Source organism: Tsukamurella sp. PLM1, from assembly GCF_023168325.1.
Taxonomy (GTDB): Bacteria; Actinomycetota; Actinomycetes; order Mycobacteriales; family Mycobacteriaceae; genus Tsukamurella.
Genome location: NZ_AP025688.1, coordinates 2,263,414 through 2,276,729 on the forward strand (window position 1 = coordinate 2,263,414; position 13,316 = coordinate 2,276,729).

Consider the following 13,316-nt stretch of genomic DNA (forward strand, 5'->3'; position numbering starts at 1 on the left):
TCACCTGCTCCCCGCCGCCACGAGTTCCAGCCCGCCCCCGGCGTTCTCGATCGCGGCCGCGCCGGCCGGGTTGCCCACGAGCCGATTGGCCTGCCGCAGCGCGGCGCGGTCAGCGGCACCGGAGCGGGTGACGCCGATCACCGCGTTCCCGGGGCGGCCGAGATCCTCGACGAGGCTCCGCACCCCGGTTCCCCGCACCACGAGGCCGCGCTCCGGGCGCGACATCCGCGTAGCCGTCGACGGCCGCGACTGGAAGGCCACGCGCTCGCGGACGGCGCGGAACCGAACCCGGGTGCCCGGCACCAGCACTGCCGGCGGGTCGCGGTCGAGTGACCAGAGCTCGGCGTCGGTGCGGCCGATCAACTGCCAGCCGCCCGGGGAGGTACGGGGGTAGACGGCGGCGTACTCCCACGCCAGCGCCACCGCGCCCGCGGGCACCCGGACACGGGGCGACGCACGGCGCGCGATCCCCAGTCCCGGCTCCACCGATCGGAGGTACGCGAAACCGCGCGAACCCCAGGAAGCCCGCGTACCAGGCGCGTTCGGTGTGTATTCGGACGACGCCCGCCTCGTCGGTGCCGAGCTGCTCGGCGACCGCGCCCAGGTCCTCACCGTCGTAGACGACGCCGATCTCGACGAGTGGGCCGTCGGCGGCGAGCGGTGCCGGCGGGGCCATCGCCGCCAGCAGCCGCTCGGCCTCCGTCGCGGCGGTGGCGTCATCGAAGACGACGGTGACGGTCTCTCCCCCGGCGACCAGGTCGCGCTGGCCGGGGAGCGGTTCGGCCGCCAGGCGGGCACGAAGTGCTCGACGGCGTCCGGGGCCACCCGGACGCGGACGGCGCGGCTGCCGAGGCGGCGCACGTCACCGGACTCATCGTTCCGTGACCAGCTTGGCGCCGAAACCGATGAGCGCGACGCCCGCGATACCGTCGAGGAGGCGACGCGTGCGCGGCGTCCGCATCCAGCGGGTGACGGTGCCGGCCGCTGCGATGAGCACGCCGCAGTACAGCGCCGTGAGCGCGATGTACACGCCTCCCAACGCGAGCGTCGTCCCGGTCACCGGGTACCCCGCGGGGACGAACCCGGGCAGCAGGCTGACGAACAGCACGCCGATCTTCGGGTTGAGCACGTCGGTGAGGAAGCCCGCCGAAACCGCCGGTGCGCCACGAGGACGCCGCCGGCTCGGGCGGCAGCTCCCCCAGCGCCGAGCCGCGCACCACCGCGCGCAGCGACTGGACCCCCATGTACACGAGGTACGCGGCGCCGAGGACCTTGAGCGCGGTGTAGCCGTACTCGCTGGCCTTGAGCATCGCCGAGAGGCCGAGCACCGCCGCCAGCACCCACAGCACCAGGCCGCTCAGCACCCCGAGGCTGGTACGCACGCCGGCGAGCCGCCCGCCCTGAACCACGCCCCGCACGACGACGAGGGTGTCGGGACCGGGCAGGACCACGATGAGCGCCGCAGCTGCGGTGAACGAGAGGAGAGCGACGAGCATCGGTCGATCCAATCAGGTCGACCGCCCTACGCGGAAGTCACGACGCCGCGACCGTTGCCCGTCGTGGTTCGAGTTCCGGCTCGCCAGACGGTTAGAATCTCTAGCTGAAGACATCGCCGCTGAAAGTTGGACCCGCTGTCCGAGTCGTTCCCCCGCACGTCCGTCGCGCTCCTGTGCGCCGCCGGCATCGTCGTCGCCGTCATGCAGACGATCATCGTCCCGCTGATCCCCCGGCTACCGGACCTCGTGCACACCTCCCCCGGCAACGCGTCGTGGGCGCTCACCATCACGCTGCTGGTGGGCGCCATCGCCACCCCGATCGCCGGACGCCTCGGCGACATGTTCGGCAAGCGGCGGGTCCTGCTGGCGAACATGGCGTCGGTCGCGGCCGGATCCGCGGTCTGCGCGGTCTCGTCGGCCCTGCTGCCGTTCCTGGTGGGGCGCGGCCTGCAGGGCCTGGGGATCGGCGCGATCGCGGTCGGGATCAGCATCATGCGCGACATCGTCCCGGCCGCACACCTGGGATCGTCGGTCGGCGCGATGAGCGCGTCACTCGGCGTCGGCGGGGCACTCGGGCTCCCGTTCGCCGCGTCCATCGCCCAGCACATCAGTTGGCACGCCCTGTTCTGGATCAGCGGCGCCGCCGCACTCGCGTGCGGCCTGGCCATCCAGCGCTGCGTGCCGGAAGGACCGTCGACACCGGGCGGCCGCTTCGACGCGATCGGCACGCTCGGCCTGACCGCGGTACTCACCTTCGTCCTGCTCCCCGTCTCCAAGGGCGGCGAGTGGGGCTGGACCGCCCCGCTGACCCTCGGCCTGTTCGCGGCGTTCGCCGTGACCGCGGTCGCCTGGTGGCGGTACGAGCGTCGCACCCCCAACGCCCTCATCGACGTCGAATCGCTGCTCGACCGGCCGATCATGCTCACCAACATCGCGTCGATCGCCACCGGCTTCGCGTTCTACGCCATGCAGATGGCGCCGATCCAGATCCTCATGGCGCCCGAGGCGACGCCGCTGGGACTCGGCCTGGACATGGTCCGCGCCAGCCTCGTCCTCATGCCGACCGGCCTCATCATGTTCGGCTTCACCTACGTCAGTTCGTGGATCACCGACCGGTACGGCGCACGCATGTCCCTCGCGTCCGGCACCCTCGTCATCGGGGCCGGCTACCTCGTCCTGCTGTTCGCGCTGATCGGGCCCTGGCCCATCTCCTGGCTGTGGATCCTCGGCTCCAGTGGCTTGGTGGGCGCGGGTCTCGGCCTCGCGTACTCGGCCATGCCGGCCCTCATCATGTCGGTCGTTCCCGTCACCCAGACCGGCGAGGCGAACGGCGTCAACGCCCTGATGCGGTCGGTGGGCACGTCCCTCGCCACCGCGGTCGTCGGCATGGTCCTCACCGGATCGGTCGTGCTCACCCCCACCACCGCCGGGCCCGTCGTCACACCGAGCACCGGGGCGTACGCGTCGACGGCCGTGATCTGCCTCGTCGTGTGCGCGCTGGCGGTCGCCTGCGCGCTGGCGATCCCCCGACGCCGGACCGGCGCGACGCACTGACCGTGCCACTCTGGCGCACTCGGTGTTAGGTTGCCACGGTGTCGCCCATCACCCTCGCCCGGACGCTGACCGCCCGCGCCACCGGCTTGCTGGACGACCGTGCGTGCGGCCGCCGACGACGCTGCCGCGTTGCTGGCGTGGCGCAATGGAAGGACACTGATGAAGGACTTCACCGGAAAGGTCGCCGTGGTCACCGGCGTCGCGTCGGGAATGGGCCGCGAGCTCGCGCTCGAACTCGCGCCGCGGCGCGCGCCTGTCGCTGTGCGATTACGCCCCGGAGGGGCTCGAACGGACGGCGGCCGACGCCCGCGCGCTCGGCGCCGAGGTACACACGAAGGTCGTCAACGTCGGTGAGCGCGAACAACTGTTGGCATACGCCGACGACGTGGTCGCCGAGTACGGCGTGGTCAACCTGCTGTTCAACAACGCCGGCATTGCGCACCACGCGAGCGTGGAGAAGACCTCGTTCAAGGACTACGACCGCCTCATGGACATCGACTTCTGGGGCGTGGTCAACAGCACCAAGGCGTTCCTGCCGCACCTGATCGCCTCGGGCGACGCCCACATCGCGAACACGAGCTCCGTCTTCGGACTGTTCGGCGTCGGCGGGCAGAGCGCCTACAACGCCGCGAAGTTCGCGGTCCGCGGCTTCACGGAGGCGCTCCGGATCGAGATGCTCTCGACTCACCCGCACGTCGGCGTGAGCTGCGTGCACCCCGGCGGCATCAAGACCGACATCTGCAACAACGCCACCGTCGGCGCGGGGCAGGACCAGGCCGCGTTCGCCGACTTCTTCAACAAGCACCTCGCGCGCACCGAGGCCGACGCCGCGGCACGCACGATCCTCAAGGGCGTCGAGAAGAACCACGGCCGCATCCTGATCGGGCCCGACGCCGTGGCGTTCGACCTGATCGTGCGGGTCACGGGCTCCGGGTACCAGCGCCTGATGGCCTTCGTGGACGGCCAGCAGTCGCGCTTCCTGTGAGTTCCACGGACCGGCACCGAACCCCGCCCGGAACGCCGAACGGCACCGCCGAGACGATCTCGACGGTGCCCGTTCGCGGTCCATCAGGAGTTCAGCGAATCCAGGTCGGCGTTGAAGGTGGCGCTCGGGCGCATGACCTTCGACATCTTCTCCGGGTCCGGGTAGTAGTAGCCGCCGATGTCGGCGGCCTCCTGGACGGCGCGCAGCTCCTCGACGATCTTCTCCTCGTCGTTCGCCAGCTTCTCCGCGAGCGGGGCGAAGGCCTTCGCCAGCTCGGGATCCTCGGTCTGGGCCGCGAGCTCCTGCGCCCAGTACAGCGCGAGGTAGAACTGGCTACCGCGGTTGTCGAGCTCGCCCGTGCTGCGCGAGGGCGCCTTGTTGTTCTCGAGCAGCTTGCCGGTGGCCGCGTCGAGGCTCTTGGCGAGCGTCGCCGCGTGCGCGTTGTCGTTCTTGCGGCCGAGGTCCTCGAAGGAGACCGCGAGCGCGAGGAACTCACCGAGCGAGTCCCACCGCAGGTGGTTCTCCTCGATCAGCTGCTTGACGTGCTTCGGCGCGGAACCGCCGGCGCCCGTCTCGTACATGCCGCCGCCGGCCATGAGCGGGACGATCGACAGCATTTTCGCCGACGTGCCGAGCTCCAGGATCGGGAACAGGTCGGTGAGGTAGTCGCGCAGGATGTTGCCCGTGGCGGCGATGGTGTCGAGGCCGCGCATGGCCCGCTCGAGCGTGTACCGCATGGCGCGCACCTGGGACATGATCTGGATGTCCAGCCCCTCGGTGTCGTGCTTCTGCAGCTCCTTCTTGACGATCTTGATGAGCTCGTTCTCGTGCGGGCGGTACGGGTCGAGCCAGAACAGCACGGGCGTACCGGAATTACGGGCGCGATCGACGGCCAGCTTGATCCAGTCCTGGATCGGGGCGTCCTTGACGGTGCACATGCGCCAGATGTCGCCCTCCTCGACCTCCTGGGAGAGGATGACCTCGCCGGTGGCGTTGTCGACGATGTTGGCGGTACCGGCGGCGGGAACCTCGAAGGTCTTGTCGTGGCTGCCGTACTCCTCGGCCTTCTGCGCCATCAGGCCCACGTTGGGGACGGTGCCCATGGTCCGGGGATCGAAGGCGCCGTTGGTCTTACAGAAGTTGATGATCTCCTGGTAGATGCGCGCGAAGGTGGACTCGGGCATGACGGCCTTGGTGTCCTTCGGGCGGCCGTCGGCGCCGTACATCTTGCCGCCGGCGCGGATCATCGCGGGCATCGACGCGTCGACGATGACGTCGGACGGCGAGTGGAAGTTGGAGATCCCGCGGGCCGAGTCGACCATCGCCAGCTCCGGGCGGTGCTCGTGGCACGCGTGCAGGTCCTTGACGATCTCCTCGTGCTTGGACGCGGGGAGGGTCGCGATCTTGTCGTACAGGTCACCGAGGCCGTTGTTGACGTTGACGCCGAGCTCGTCGAACAGCTCCTGATGCTTGGCGAAGGCGTCCTTGTAGAAGACCTTGACCGCGTGCCCGAAGACGATGGGGTGCGAGACCTTCATCATGGTGGCCTTGACGTGCAGCGAGAACATGACACCGGTCTCGTAGGCGTCCTGCATCTGCTCCTCGTAGAACTCGAGCAGCGCCTTCTTGGACATGAACATCGAGTCCATCACGTCGCCGGGGCCGAGCTGCACGCTCTTCTTGAGCACATGCGTCTGACCGTCCGCGGTGACGAGTTCCATCCGCAGGTCGCGGTCCTTGTCGAGGGTGGTGGACTTCTCGCCGTGGTAGAAGTCGCCGTGCTTCATGTGCGCGACGTGGCTGCGCGAGGCCATCGACCACTCGCCCATGCTGTGTGGGTTCTTGCGGGCGTATTCCTTGACGGCGCGCGGCGCGCGACGGTCCGAGTTCCCCTGGCGCAGTACCGGGTTCACCGCGCTGCCCAGGATCGTGGAGTAGCGCGTGGCGATGTCGCGCTCCTCGTCGGTCTTCGGCTCCGACGGCAGATCCGGGATGTCGTACCCCTTGCCCTGCAGCTCGGCGATGGCCGCGAGCAGCTGGGGCACCGAAGCGCTGATGTTCGGCAGCTTGATGATGTTCGCCGACGGATCCAGCGTGAGCTCGCCGAGCGCGGCCAGGTTGTCCGGCACCTTCTGCTCGTCGGTCAGGCGCTCCGGGAAGGTGGCCAGAATGCGGGCGGCGACCGAGATGTCGCTGGTCTGCACGTCGATGCCGGCGGGACCGGCGAAGGTCCGGATGATGGGCAGGAACGACGCGGTCGCGAGCAGCGGTGCCTCGTCGGTCAACGTGTAGATGATGGTCTGCTTCTGGTCGGTCATTACTCTCCCGGCTCTACTGGATGTGTCAGTTATGGGGACTTCGCTCTGTCAGCGAGACCCATTATGGTCCTTTCTCCGTCGTGGCAGCAGGCAGACCGGCATACCGGCCCCCTCCGCTAGGCTGAGCGCCATGGCCGGAGGACTCGCTGCCCTGCTCGACGACATCGCCGCGTTGGCGCGCCTGGCCGCCGCGTCGGTCGACGACGTGGCCGCGGCCGCCGGGCGGGCGAGCGTCAAGGCCGCGGGCGTGGTCGTCGATGACACCGCGGTCACGCCGCGCTACGTGCAGGGGATCAAGCCCGAACGGGAGCTGAGCATCGTCGCGCGGATCGCCAAGGGCTCCCTGCGCAACAAGCTGATCTTCATCCTGCCCGCAATCCTGCTGCTGAGCTGGCTCGCCCCGTGGGCCCTCACGCCGATCCTCATGATCGGCGGTACGTACCTGTGCTTCGAGGGTGCCGAGAAGATCTGGGAGAAGGTCTCCGGCCACGGCGAGGTGGAGGCACCGTCGTCCTCCGACGGCAGCGCCGTCGACGAGGACACCGTCGTGAGCGGCGCGATCCGCACCGACTTCATCCTCTCCGCGGAGATCATGGTGATCGCGATGAACGAGGTCGCGAACGAGACCCTCCTGTCGCGGGCGCTGATCCTGATCGTGGTCGCGCTCGTCATCACCGCCCTCGTTTACGGCGTCGTCGCCGCCATCGTCAAGATGGACGACGTGGGCCTCGCGCTGGCCGAGCGGCCGTCCGAGGCGAGCCGCCGCATCGGCACCGCGCTGGTCAAGGCGATGCCGAAGGCACTGGCGGTCCTCGCCAACGTCGGCATCGTCGCGATGTGCTGGGTGGGCGGGCACATCCTGCTCGTCGGGCTCGACGAGCTCGGCTGGCACTGGCCGTACTCCGTCGTTCACCACTTCGAGGAGTGGGCGCACGACCTGATCGCGTCCATCGGCTCCGTCGGGATGGCTCGCGAACACCCTCGGCTCCGCGCTGTTCGGGCTCGCGGTGGGCGCCGTGGTCGTGGTGATCGTGCACCTGATCGGCAAGGTCCGCGGCGCCCCCGCCGAGCACTGACCTATCGGACCGGCACCACGACCCGGGTCCGCAACTGCTCCTCGGGCACCGTCGACGGATCGTTGAGGTAGATGTTGAAGTGATGCGTCGCCGGATCGCCCGGGGTGCGCGAGAGCTCGAGGCCGTGGGCGGAGACGTACGCGGTGATCAGTTCGTGCGCGCGCCCGATCGCTTGGGGGTACGGACCCGCGACGGTCGCCGTCACGACGCGGCGCTCCGGTGCGGAGAGCACCCCGAGCGGAGCCGCCGCCGCGGTGCCCTCCGGTACGGGCAGGAACACCGACTCGTCGACGTCGCTCTCGCGGAACTCGTCGTCGTGTTCGATGCAACCGCCGGGTTCGCCGCATACGATCCCCCGCTCCTGCAGAGCGGGAAGGAAGCGCTGCCACAGCAGCCCCTCGCCGGCGTAATCGGGAACCGTGTCTCGCAGATACACGATGGTCTGGGCCGGCAGCACGGTCAGTGCGGCGCGTTCCTGGGTGTCGGTCATGGTGGGCTCCTGGATGAGGGTGTCGATGAGGCGGAGCCGCAGCACTGCGTCGTCCACGGCCGCGGCGAGATCGAGGCGCTGCGCGCGCAGGGCCTCGTCGAACGCCGGGGTGCCGCGGACGGCCAGGAGGGCCCCGATGGCGGACACGCCGAATCCCACGTCCCGCAGCCGGCGGATCGCCGCCGCCTCGGAGAGCTGCGCCGGTGCGTACCGGCGGTAGCCGTTGCTCGCGTCGATGTCCGCGGGCACCAAGACGCCGTGCGCGTCGTAGTGGCGCAGCATGCGCACGCTGATCCGGCTCAGCGAGGAGAACCTGCCGATGGGAAGGAGATCCGGGGTGTCGGTCACGGACTCCACACTGTCGCCTGACACCGTGAGGGTCAAGGCGCGATCGCTAGGCGCAGTGCGCACCGGCGCGGGCGGCACCGTCGGCGAGGAGGAACTGGGCCGAACAGTACGTCGCCATCACGGCGCCCTCGAGCCAGGCGGGCGGGTCGGCGAGGACGAACTTGCGCAGGCCCAGGATCGAATCGCTGAGCAGGAACAGCCCCGCCCCCGCGAGAGTGGCGCGGCGCGCACCCGCAGGATCTGCGGGCCGAGCACGGTCGCCGCCGCGGCGGTACCGCGAGGAGGGCGGAGTAGCCGGCGAGGACCGGGGCGAGGAGGGGTTCTGTCCGGTACGCGGCCACCAGCGTCCGCGGGGCGCCCACCGCCCACAGGGCCTCGACGGTGGCCGGACGCGCGAGCGACGCGGCGGGGTCGCGCTCGGCCAGGAGCCCGGTGATGTAGGCGGCGTGGCCCGTCGCGAACGCCGAGGCACCGAGCGCGAAGTGCCGCGGCTCGTCGCCGAGGAGGGCGACGTCGCCCACCCAGCCGGCGGCCTGACCGGCGAGCGTCGTGCGTCGCAGCGGCGACCGCCGGGCCCGCGGGTCGGCGGCGAACGACGCGGCGAGCACCGGGAGCAGCAGCGGCTTGGTGTACCGCCGCGCGCGATGCCGCGCTGGCCGCGACGACGCCGAGAGCGTCGTGTCCACGGCGGCGAGGGCGGCGTAGGCGAGCTTGAGGACGGTGGCGGCACGAGTCACCGCGTCAATCTAGCCGTCGGTCCGTAGGCTCGGGCCGTGAGCACCGATACCGTCGGCCCATCGGCCTTCGTCACCGACAACCCCGCGGAGGGCCGCATCCGGATCCCCCGCGATCTGGACTCGGTCACCGATCGCGGCCCCGAGGACCATGGCGAGGTGGACCCGCGTGCGGTCGAGCGGGTGGCTCGCGGCGCGGTCGTGGTACGCGGCGGGAATGCAGCCCGCGATCCAGGTGTGCGTGCGCCGGGGCGGCCGCGTCGTGCTCAACCGAGCGATCGGGCACGCTCGCGGCAACGGCCCCGTCTTCGGACCGGGCCGGGCGGCACCGTCGCGGCCGGAACCGCGCGAGAGCGCCGAACCGGTACCGGTCACCGTCGACACCCCGTTCTGCACGTACTCCACCGCCAAGGGCGTGGCGGTCACGGTGCTGCACCGATTGATCGAGCGGGGCGACCTCGCGCTCGATGCCCGGGTCGCCGACTACATGCCCGAGTTCACCAGCGACGGCAAGGACCGGATCACGGTGCGGCACGTGCTGACCCACAGCGCGGGGATCCCGATCAACACCGGACCCAAGCCGGACCTGCGGCGGTCCGAGGACAGCGAGTACACGCGCGCGATGCTCGCGGGCATCAAGCCCGTCTACTCCCCTGGCCGGCTGCACTTCTACCACGCGCTGACCTGGGGCCCGCTGGTCCGCGAGCTGGTCCTCGCCGCCACCGGGCGCACGATCCGCGACATCGCCGCCTCGGAGATCCTGGGCCCGTTGGGCTTCCGGTGGACGAACTTCGAGTGGCACCGACGACGTGCCCGCCGTGGGCCTGAGCTACGCCACGGGTACACCCGCGCCGCCCGCGATCGAGGCCGCGTTCCGGAAGGTGGTCGGCGGCACCATGCAGCAGATCGTCCCGATGTCGAACTCGCCGCAGTTCCTGACCGGGATCGTCCCGTCGTCGAATCTGGTGTCCAACGCGGCGGAACTGTCGCGGTTCGCCGAGATCCTCCGGCGCGGCGGGGAGCTCGACGGCGTCCGCGTGCTCCGCCCGGAGACGCTCGCCGCGGCCACGCGGCAGGCCCGGCGCCTCCGGCCGGACTTCGCGACGGCGGCGCGCCGCTGCGCTGGGGAACGGGCTACATGCTCGGGTCCGAGCGCTTCGGTCCGTTCGGTCGCCACGCGCCGAACGCCTTCGGGCACACGGGGCTGACGGAGATCGCCATGTGGGCCGACCCGGACCGCGACCTCGCCGCAGCGGTGGTGTCGAGCGGCAAGCCCGGCGGGCACCCCGAGGCGCGCCGGTACCCCGCGCTGCTCGACGCGATCGCCCGCGAGTTCGGCACCGGAAATCGGCGTCGATAGGCAGTTCCTACCGGACCGATAGGCCCGTCTACCACGACTTTCCTCGATAACTGGAATATTTCCAGAAAAGCTGGATTCTGTCGGCGGGCGGACGTATGGTGGGTTCCGAGCGCCCCGCCAGCCCGCGGCCGCGCCGAGATGTACCAGCCGTACACACATCCGTACCCGAGAGGAACGCCGTGTCCGAGGATCAGACCACCTCCCCCCAGGAACAGACGAACGGCGGCTGCCCCGTCGCCCACGGGTCGCTGCGCCCGCCGGTGGCCGGCGGCGGCAACCGCGACTGGTGGCCTGATGAGGTCAACCTGAAGGTGCTCGCCAACAACCCCGCCGAGGCCGACCCGCTCGGCGCCGACTTCGATTACGCCGCCGAGGTCGCCACCCTCGACGTCGACGCGGTGCGCGCCGACCTCATCGCCGTCATGCGCGATTCGCAGGACTGGTGGCCCGCGGACTTCGGCCACTACGGCCCGCTCTTCATCCGTATGAGTTGGCACTCCGCCGGCACCTACCGGACCGCTGACGGCCGCGGCGGCGGCGGCGCCGGCCTGCAGCGCTTCGCGCCGCTCAACAGCTGGCCCGACAACGTCAGCCTGGACAAGGCGCGCCGCCTGCTGTGGCCCGTCAAGCAGAAGTACGGCCGCAAGCTGTCCTGGGCCGACCTGATCCTGTTCGCGGGCAACGTCGCCCTCGAGGACATGGGCTTCACCACCGAGGGCTTCGCCTTCGGTCGCGCGGACGTCGCGGAGCCCGAGGACGTCTACTGGGGCCCGGAGCACACCTGGCTCGGCTCGGACGGCCGCTTCTCGGGCAAGCGCGATCTGGACCAGCCGCTCGGCGCCACTCACATGGGCCTGATCTACGTCAACCCCGAAGGCCCCGAGGGCGTTCCGGACTTCATGGCCGCCGCGGACGACATCCGTGAGACCTTCGGTCGCATGGCGATGAACGACGAGGAGACAGCGGCACTCATCGTCGGTGGCCACACCTTCGGCAAGACGCACGGCGCGGGCCCGGCGGAGAACGGCCCCGAGCCGGAGGCCGCCCCGATGGAGCAGCAGGGCCTGGGCTGGAAGGGCCACAACGGAACCGGCGTCGGCAAGGACGCCGTCACCAGCGGCCTCGAGGTCATCTGGACGCACACCCCGACCAAATGGGACAACAGCTTCCTCGAGATCCTCTACAGCAACGAGTGGGAACTCTTCCAGAGCCCCGCGGGCGCGAACCAGTGGCGCCCGAAGGACGGCGGCTGGGCCAACTCGGTGCCGGAGGCCTTCGGCACGGCCAAGACGCATCCGTCGATGCTGACCACCGACCTGTCGCTGCGGTTCGATCCGATCTACGGCGAGATCACCAAGCGCTGGCTCGACAACCCGCAGGAGCTGGCCGACGCCTTCGCCAAGGCCTGGTTCAAGCTGCTCCACCGCGACATGGGTCCGACCTCGCGCTACATCGGACCGCTGGTCCCCAAGACCGAGCACCTCTGGCAGGATCCGATCCCGGCACCCGAGGGGGCGCCGATCGACGCGGCGGACGCCGACGCCATCACGGAGCGGATCCTGGCCACCGGCCTGACCACCGCACAGCTGGTGAAGACCGCATGGGCCGCCTTCGTCGTTCCGCCGTACCGACAAGCGCGGCGGCGCCAACGGCGGCCGTCTGCGCCTGCAGCCGCAGGCCGGCTGGGAGGTCAACGAGCCCGACGAGCTCGCGCAGGTCATCCGCACGCTCGAGGGCGTCGTCGAGGCCTTCAACGCGGAGTCGGGCAAGAAGGTCTCGTTCGCCGACGTGGTCGTCCTCGCGGGCAACGCGGGCGTGGCGCAGGCGGCGAAGGCCGCGGGCGTCGACGTGACGATCCCGTTCACCCCGGGCCGCACCGACGCCACGCAGGCGGACACCGACATCGAGTCCTTCGCGGTGCTCGAGCCGCGGTTCGACGCCTTCCGCAACTACGTCGCGAAGGGCGCGCCCATGCCAGCGGAGTACCTGCTCGTCGAGAAGGCGAACCTGCTCGGCCTCACCGCCCCGGAGATGACTGCACTGATCGGCGGGCTCCGCGTGCTGGGCAACAACTTCGGCGGCTCCGAGGCCGGCGTCTTCACCGACCGCCCCGGCACGCTCAGCAACGACTGGTTCGTGAACCTGCTCGACATGTCGACCAAGTGGGCCCCGGCCTCGGACGACGACTCGACCTACGTGGGTACCGACCGGGCCACCGGAGAGAAGAAGTGGACCGCTACGCGCGCCGATCTCGTCTTCGGTTCGAACTCGATCCTTCGCGGGATCGCCGAGGTGTACGGCGCCGCCGACGCCGGCGAGAAGTTCGTGAACGACTTCGTCGCCGCCTGGACGAAGCTGTCCAACGCAGACCGGTTCGACGTGAAGGCCTGATCCTCTTCCTCGGCCGGACAACCGCGCCCCGCACGCCCGCCCGGCGTGCGGGGCGCGGCGCGTTGCCGGCCTCCGGACTTCGGTTACTGATTATTAACCCTAATGCGAATTCGCGCCGGTCGGACGCGTAGGCTCACCGCCATGCCGTACTTCGACCGGGTCGCCTCGACTGCGTTCCGCCCCACCGAACACGTCTCCGGCGGATGGAACACCGCCGAGCAGCACATCGCTCCCCCGATGGGGCTACTCGCCCACGAGGTGGAACGCGACCGCGACGCCCGGCGCCCAGGGGACGGGCTGCGCATCGCGCGCCTGTCGTACGACATCCTCGGCACGCTGCCGATGGACGTGGTCGACGTCGACGTCCGGATGATCCGCCCCGGGCGCACCATCGAACTCGTCGAGGCCACCCTGAGCCACGGTGGTCGCCCCGCCCTCGTCCTCCGCGCGTGGCTGCTCGACGAGCGGGAGACCGCCGCGATCGCCGGCACCGAGTTCGACCCCTCCCGCCGGCCTCCGAGATGCCGGAATGGAGTCCCAGCACCGTCTGGCCCGGGGATACAT

The 13,316-nt window shown here is 70.4% G+C and carries 7 protein-coding genes and 7 pseudogenes; 6 read left to right on the top strand and 8 right to left on the bottom strand.

Annotation, left to right across the window (positions count from 1 at the left end; genetic code table 11):
* The 4 genes and pseudogenes from MTP03_RS23690 to MTP03_RS23705 form a co-directional block, all read right to left on the bottom strand.
* Positions 1-486 carry a carboxyltransferase domain-containing protein gene (locus MTP03_RS23690; RefSeq protein ID WP_256465142.1) on the bottom strand — a complete coding sequence of 162 codons (486 nt, stop codon included), beginning with the start codon at positions 484-486 and terminating at the stop codon, positions 1-3.
* Positions 487-568: 82 nt separating this feature from the next.
* Positions 569-790 (bottom strand): annotated as a pseudogene (locus MTP03_RS23695) (carboxyltransferase domain-containing protein); the annotation flags it as partial.
* An 81-nt stretch (positions 791-871) separates the two neighbouring features.
* The gene (locus MTP03_RS23700) at positions 872-1,129 is read right to left on the bottom strand and encodes a LysE family translocator (protein WP_371820737.1); all 258 of its coding nucleotides are present in this window, start codon (positions 1,127-1,129) and stop codon (positions 872-874) included.
* A gap of 130 nt (positions 1,130-1,259) precedes the next feature.
* A pseudogene (locus tag MTP03_RS23705) lies at positions 1,260-1,496 on the bottom strand (LysE family transporter); the annotation flags it as partial.
* 201 nt (positions 1,497-1,697) lie between these two features.
* On the opposite strand from MTP03_RS23705, the gene MTP03_RS11790 reads away from it, so the two are divergent.
* Positions 1,698-3,050 carry an MFS transporter gene (locus tag MTP03_RS11790; RefSeq protein WP_371820969.1) on the top strand — a complete coding sequence of 451 codons (1,353 nt, stop codon included), beginning with the start codon at positions 1,698-1,700 and terminating at the stop codon, positions 3,048-3,050.
* A 159-nt stretch (positions 3,051-3,209) separates the two neighbouring features.
* A pseudogene (locus tag MTP03_RS11795) lies at positions 3,210-4,035 on the top strand (SDR family NAD(P)-dependent oxidoreductase).
* Positions 4,036-4,118: 83 nt separating this feature from the next.
* Here the strand turns inward: MTP03_RS11795 and MTP03_RS11800 are convergent.
* Complete coding sequence (locus tag MTP03_RS11800) at positions 4,119-6,353, bottom strand: NADP-dependent isocitrate dehydrogenase (protein ID WP_248488508.1); 2,235 nt, start codon at positions 6,351-6,353, stop codon at positions 4,119-4,121.
* A 130-nt stretch (positions 6,354-6,483) separates the two neighbouring features.
* On the opposite strand from MTP03_RS11800, the pseudogene MTP03_RS11805 reads away from it, so the two are divergent.
* A pseudogene (locus MTP03_RS11805) lies at positions 6,484-7,429 on the top strand (DUF808 domain-containing protein).
* Position 7,430: 1 nt separating this feature from the next.
* Here MTP03_RS11805 and MTP03_RS11810 read toward each other — a convergent pair.
* The 3 genes and pseudogenes from MTP03_RS11810 to MTP03_RS22795 form a co-directional block, all read right to left on the bottom strand.
* Complete coding sequence (locus MTP03_RS11810; RefSeq protein ID WP_248488509.1) at positions 7,431-8,267, bottom strand: MerR family transcriptional regulator; 837 nt, start codon at positions 8,265-8,267, stop codon at positions 7,431-7,433.
* Between the two features lie 46 nt (positions 8,268-8,313).
* The gene (locus MTP03_RS22790; protein ID WP_256465280.1) at positions 8,314-8,466 is read right to left on the bottom strand and encodes a lysoplasmalogenase family protein; all 153 of its coding nucleotides are present in this window, start codon (positions 8,464-8,466) and stop codon (positions 8,314-8,316) included.
* A gap of 136 nt (positions 8,467-8,602) precedes the next feature.
* Positions 8,603-9,004: pseudogene (locus tag MTP03_RS22795) on the bottom strand (lysoplasmalogenase family protein); the annotation flags it as partial.
* Between the two features lie 166 nt (positions 9,005-9,170).
* Between MTP03_RS22795 and MTP03_RS11820 the strand changes: the two are divergent.
* The 3 genes and pseudogenes from MTP03_RS11820 to MTP03_RS23710 form a co-directional block, all read left to right on the top strand.
* The gene (locus tag MTP03_RS11820; protein ID WP_248488510.1) at positions 9,171-10,361 is read left to right on the top strand and encodes a beta-lactamase family protein; all 1,191 of its coding nucleotides are present in this window, start codon (positions 9,171-9,173) and stop codon (positions 10,359-10,361) included.
* A 98-nt stretch (positions 10,362-10,459) separates the two neighbouring features.
* Positions 10,460-12,752: pseudogene (gene katG / locus MTP03_RS11825) on the top strand (catalase/peroxidase HPI).
* 237 nt (positions 12,753-12,989) lie between these two features.
* Positions 12,990-13,148: pseudogene (locus MTP03_RS23710) on the top strand (thioesterase family protein); the annotation flags it as partial.
* Positions 13,149-13,316 lie beyond the last annotated feature (168 nt).

Excerpts from the sequence above, each read along its gene's own strand:
- MTP03_RS11790 (WP_371820969.1), top strand. The coding sequence starts at position 1,698 with ATGCAGACGATCATCGTCCCGCTGATCCCCCGGCTACCGGACCTCGTG.
- MTP03_RS11800 (WP_248488508.1), bottom strand. The coding sequence starts at position 6,353 with ATGACCGACCAGAAGCAGACCATCATCTACACGTTGACCGACGAGGCA.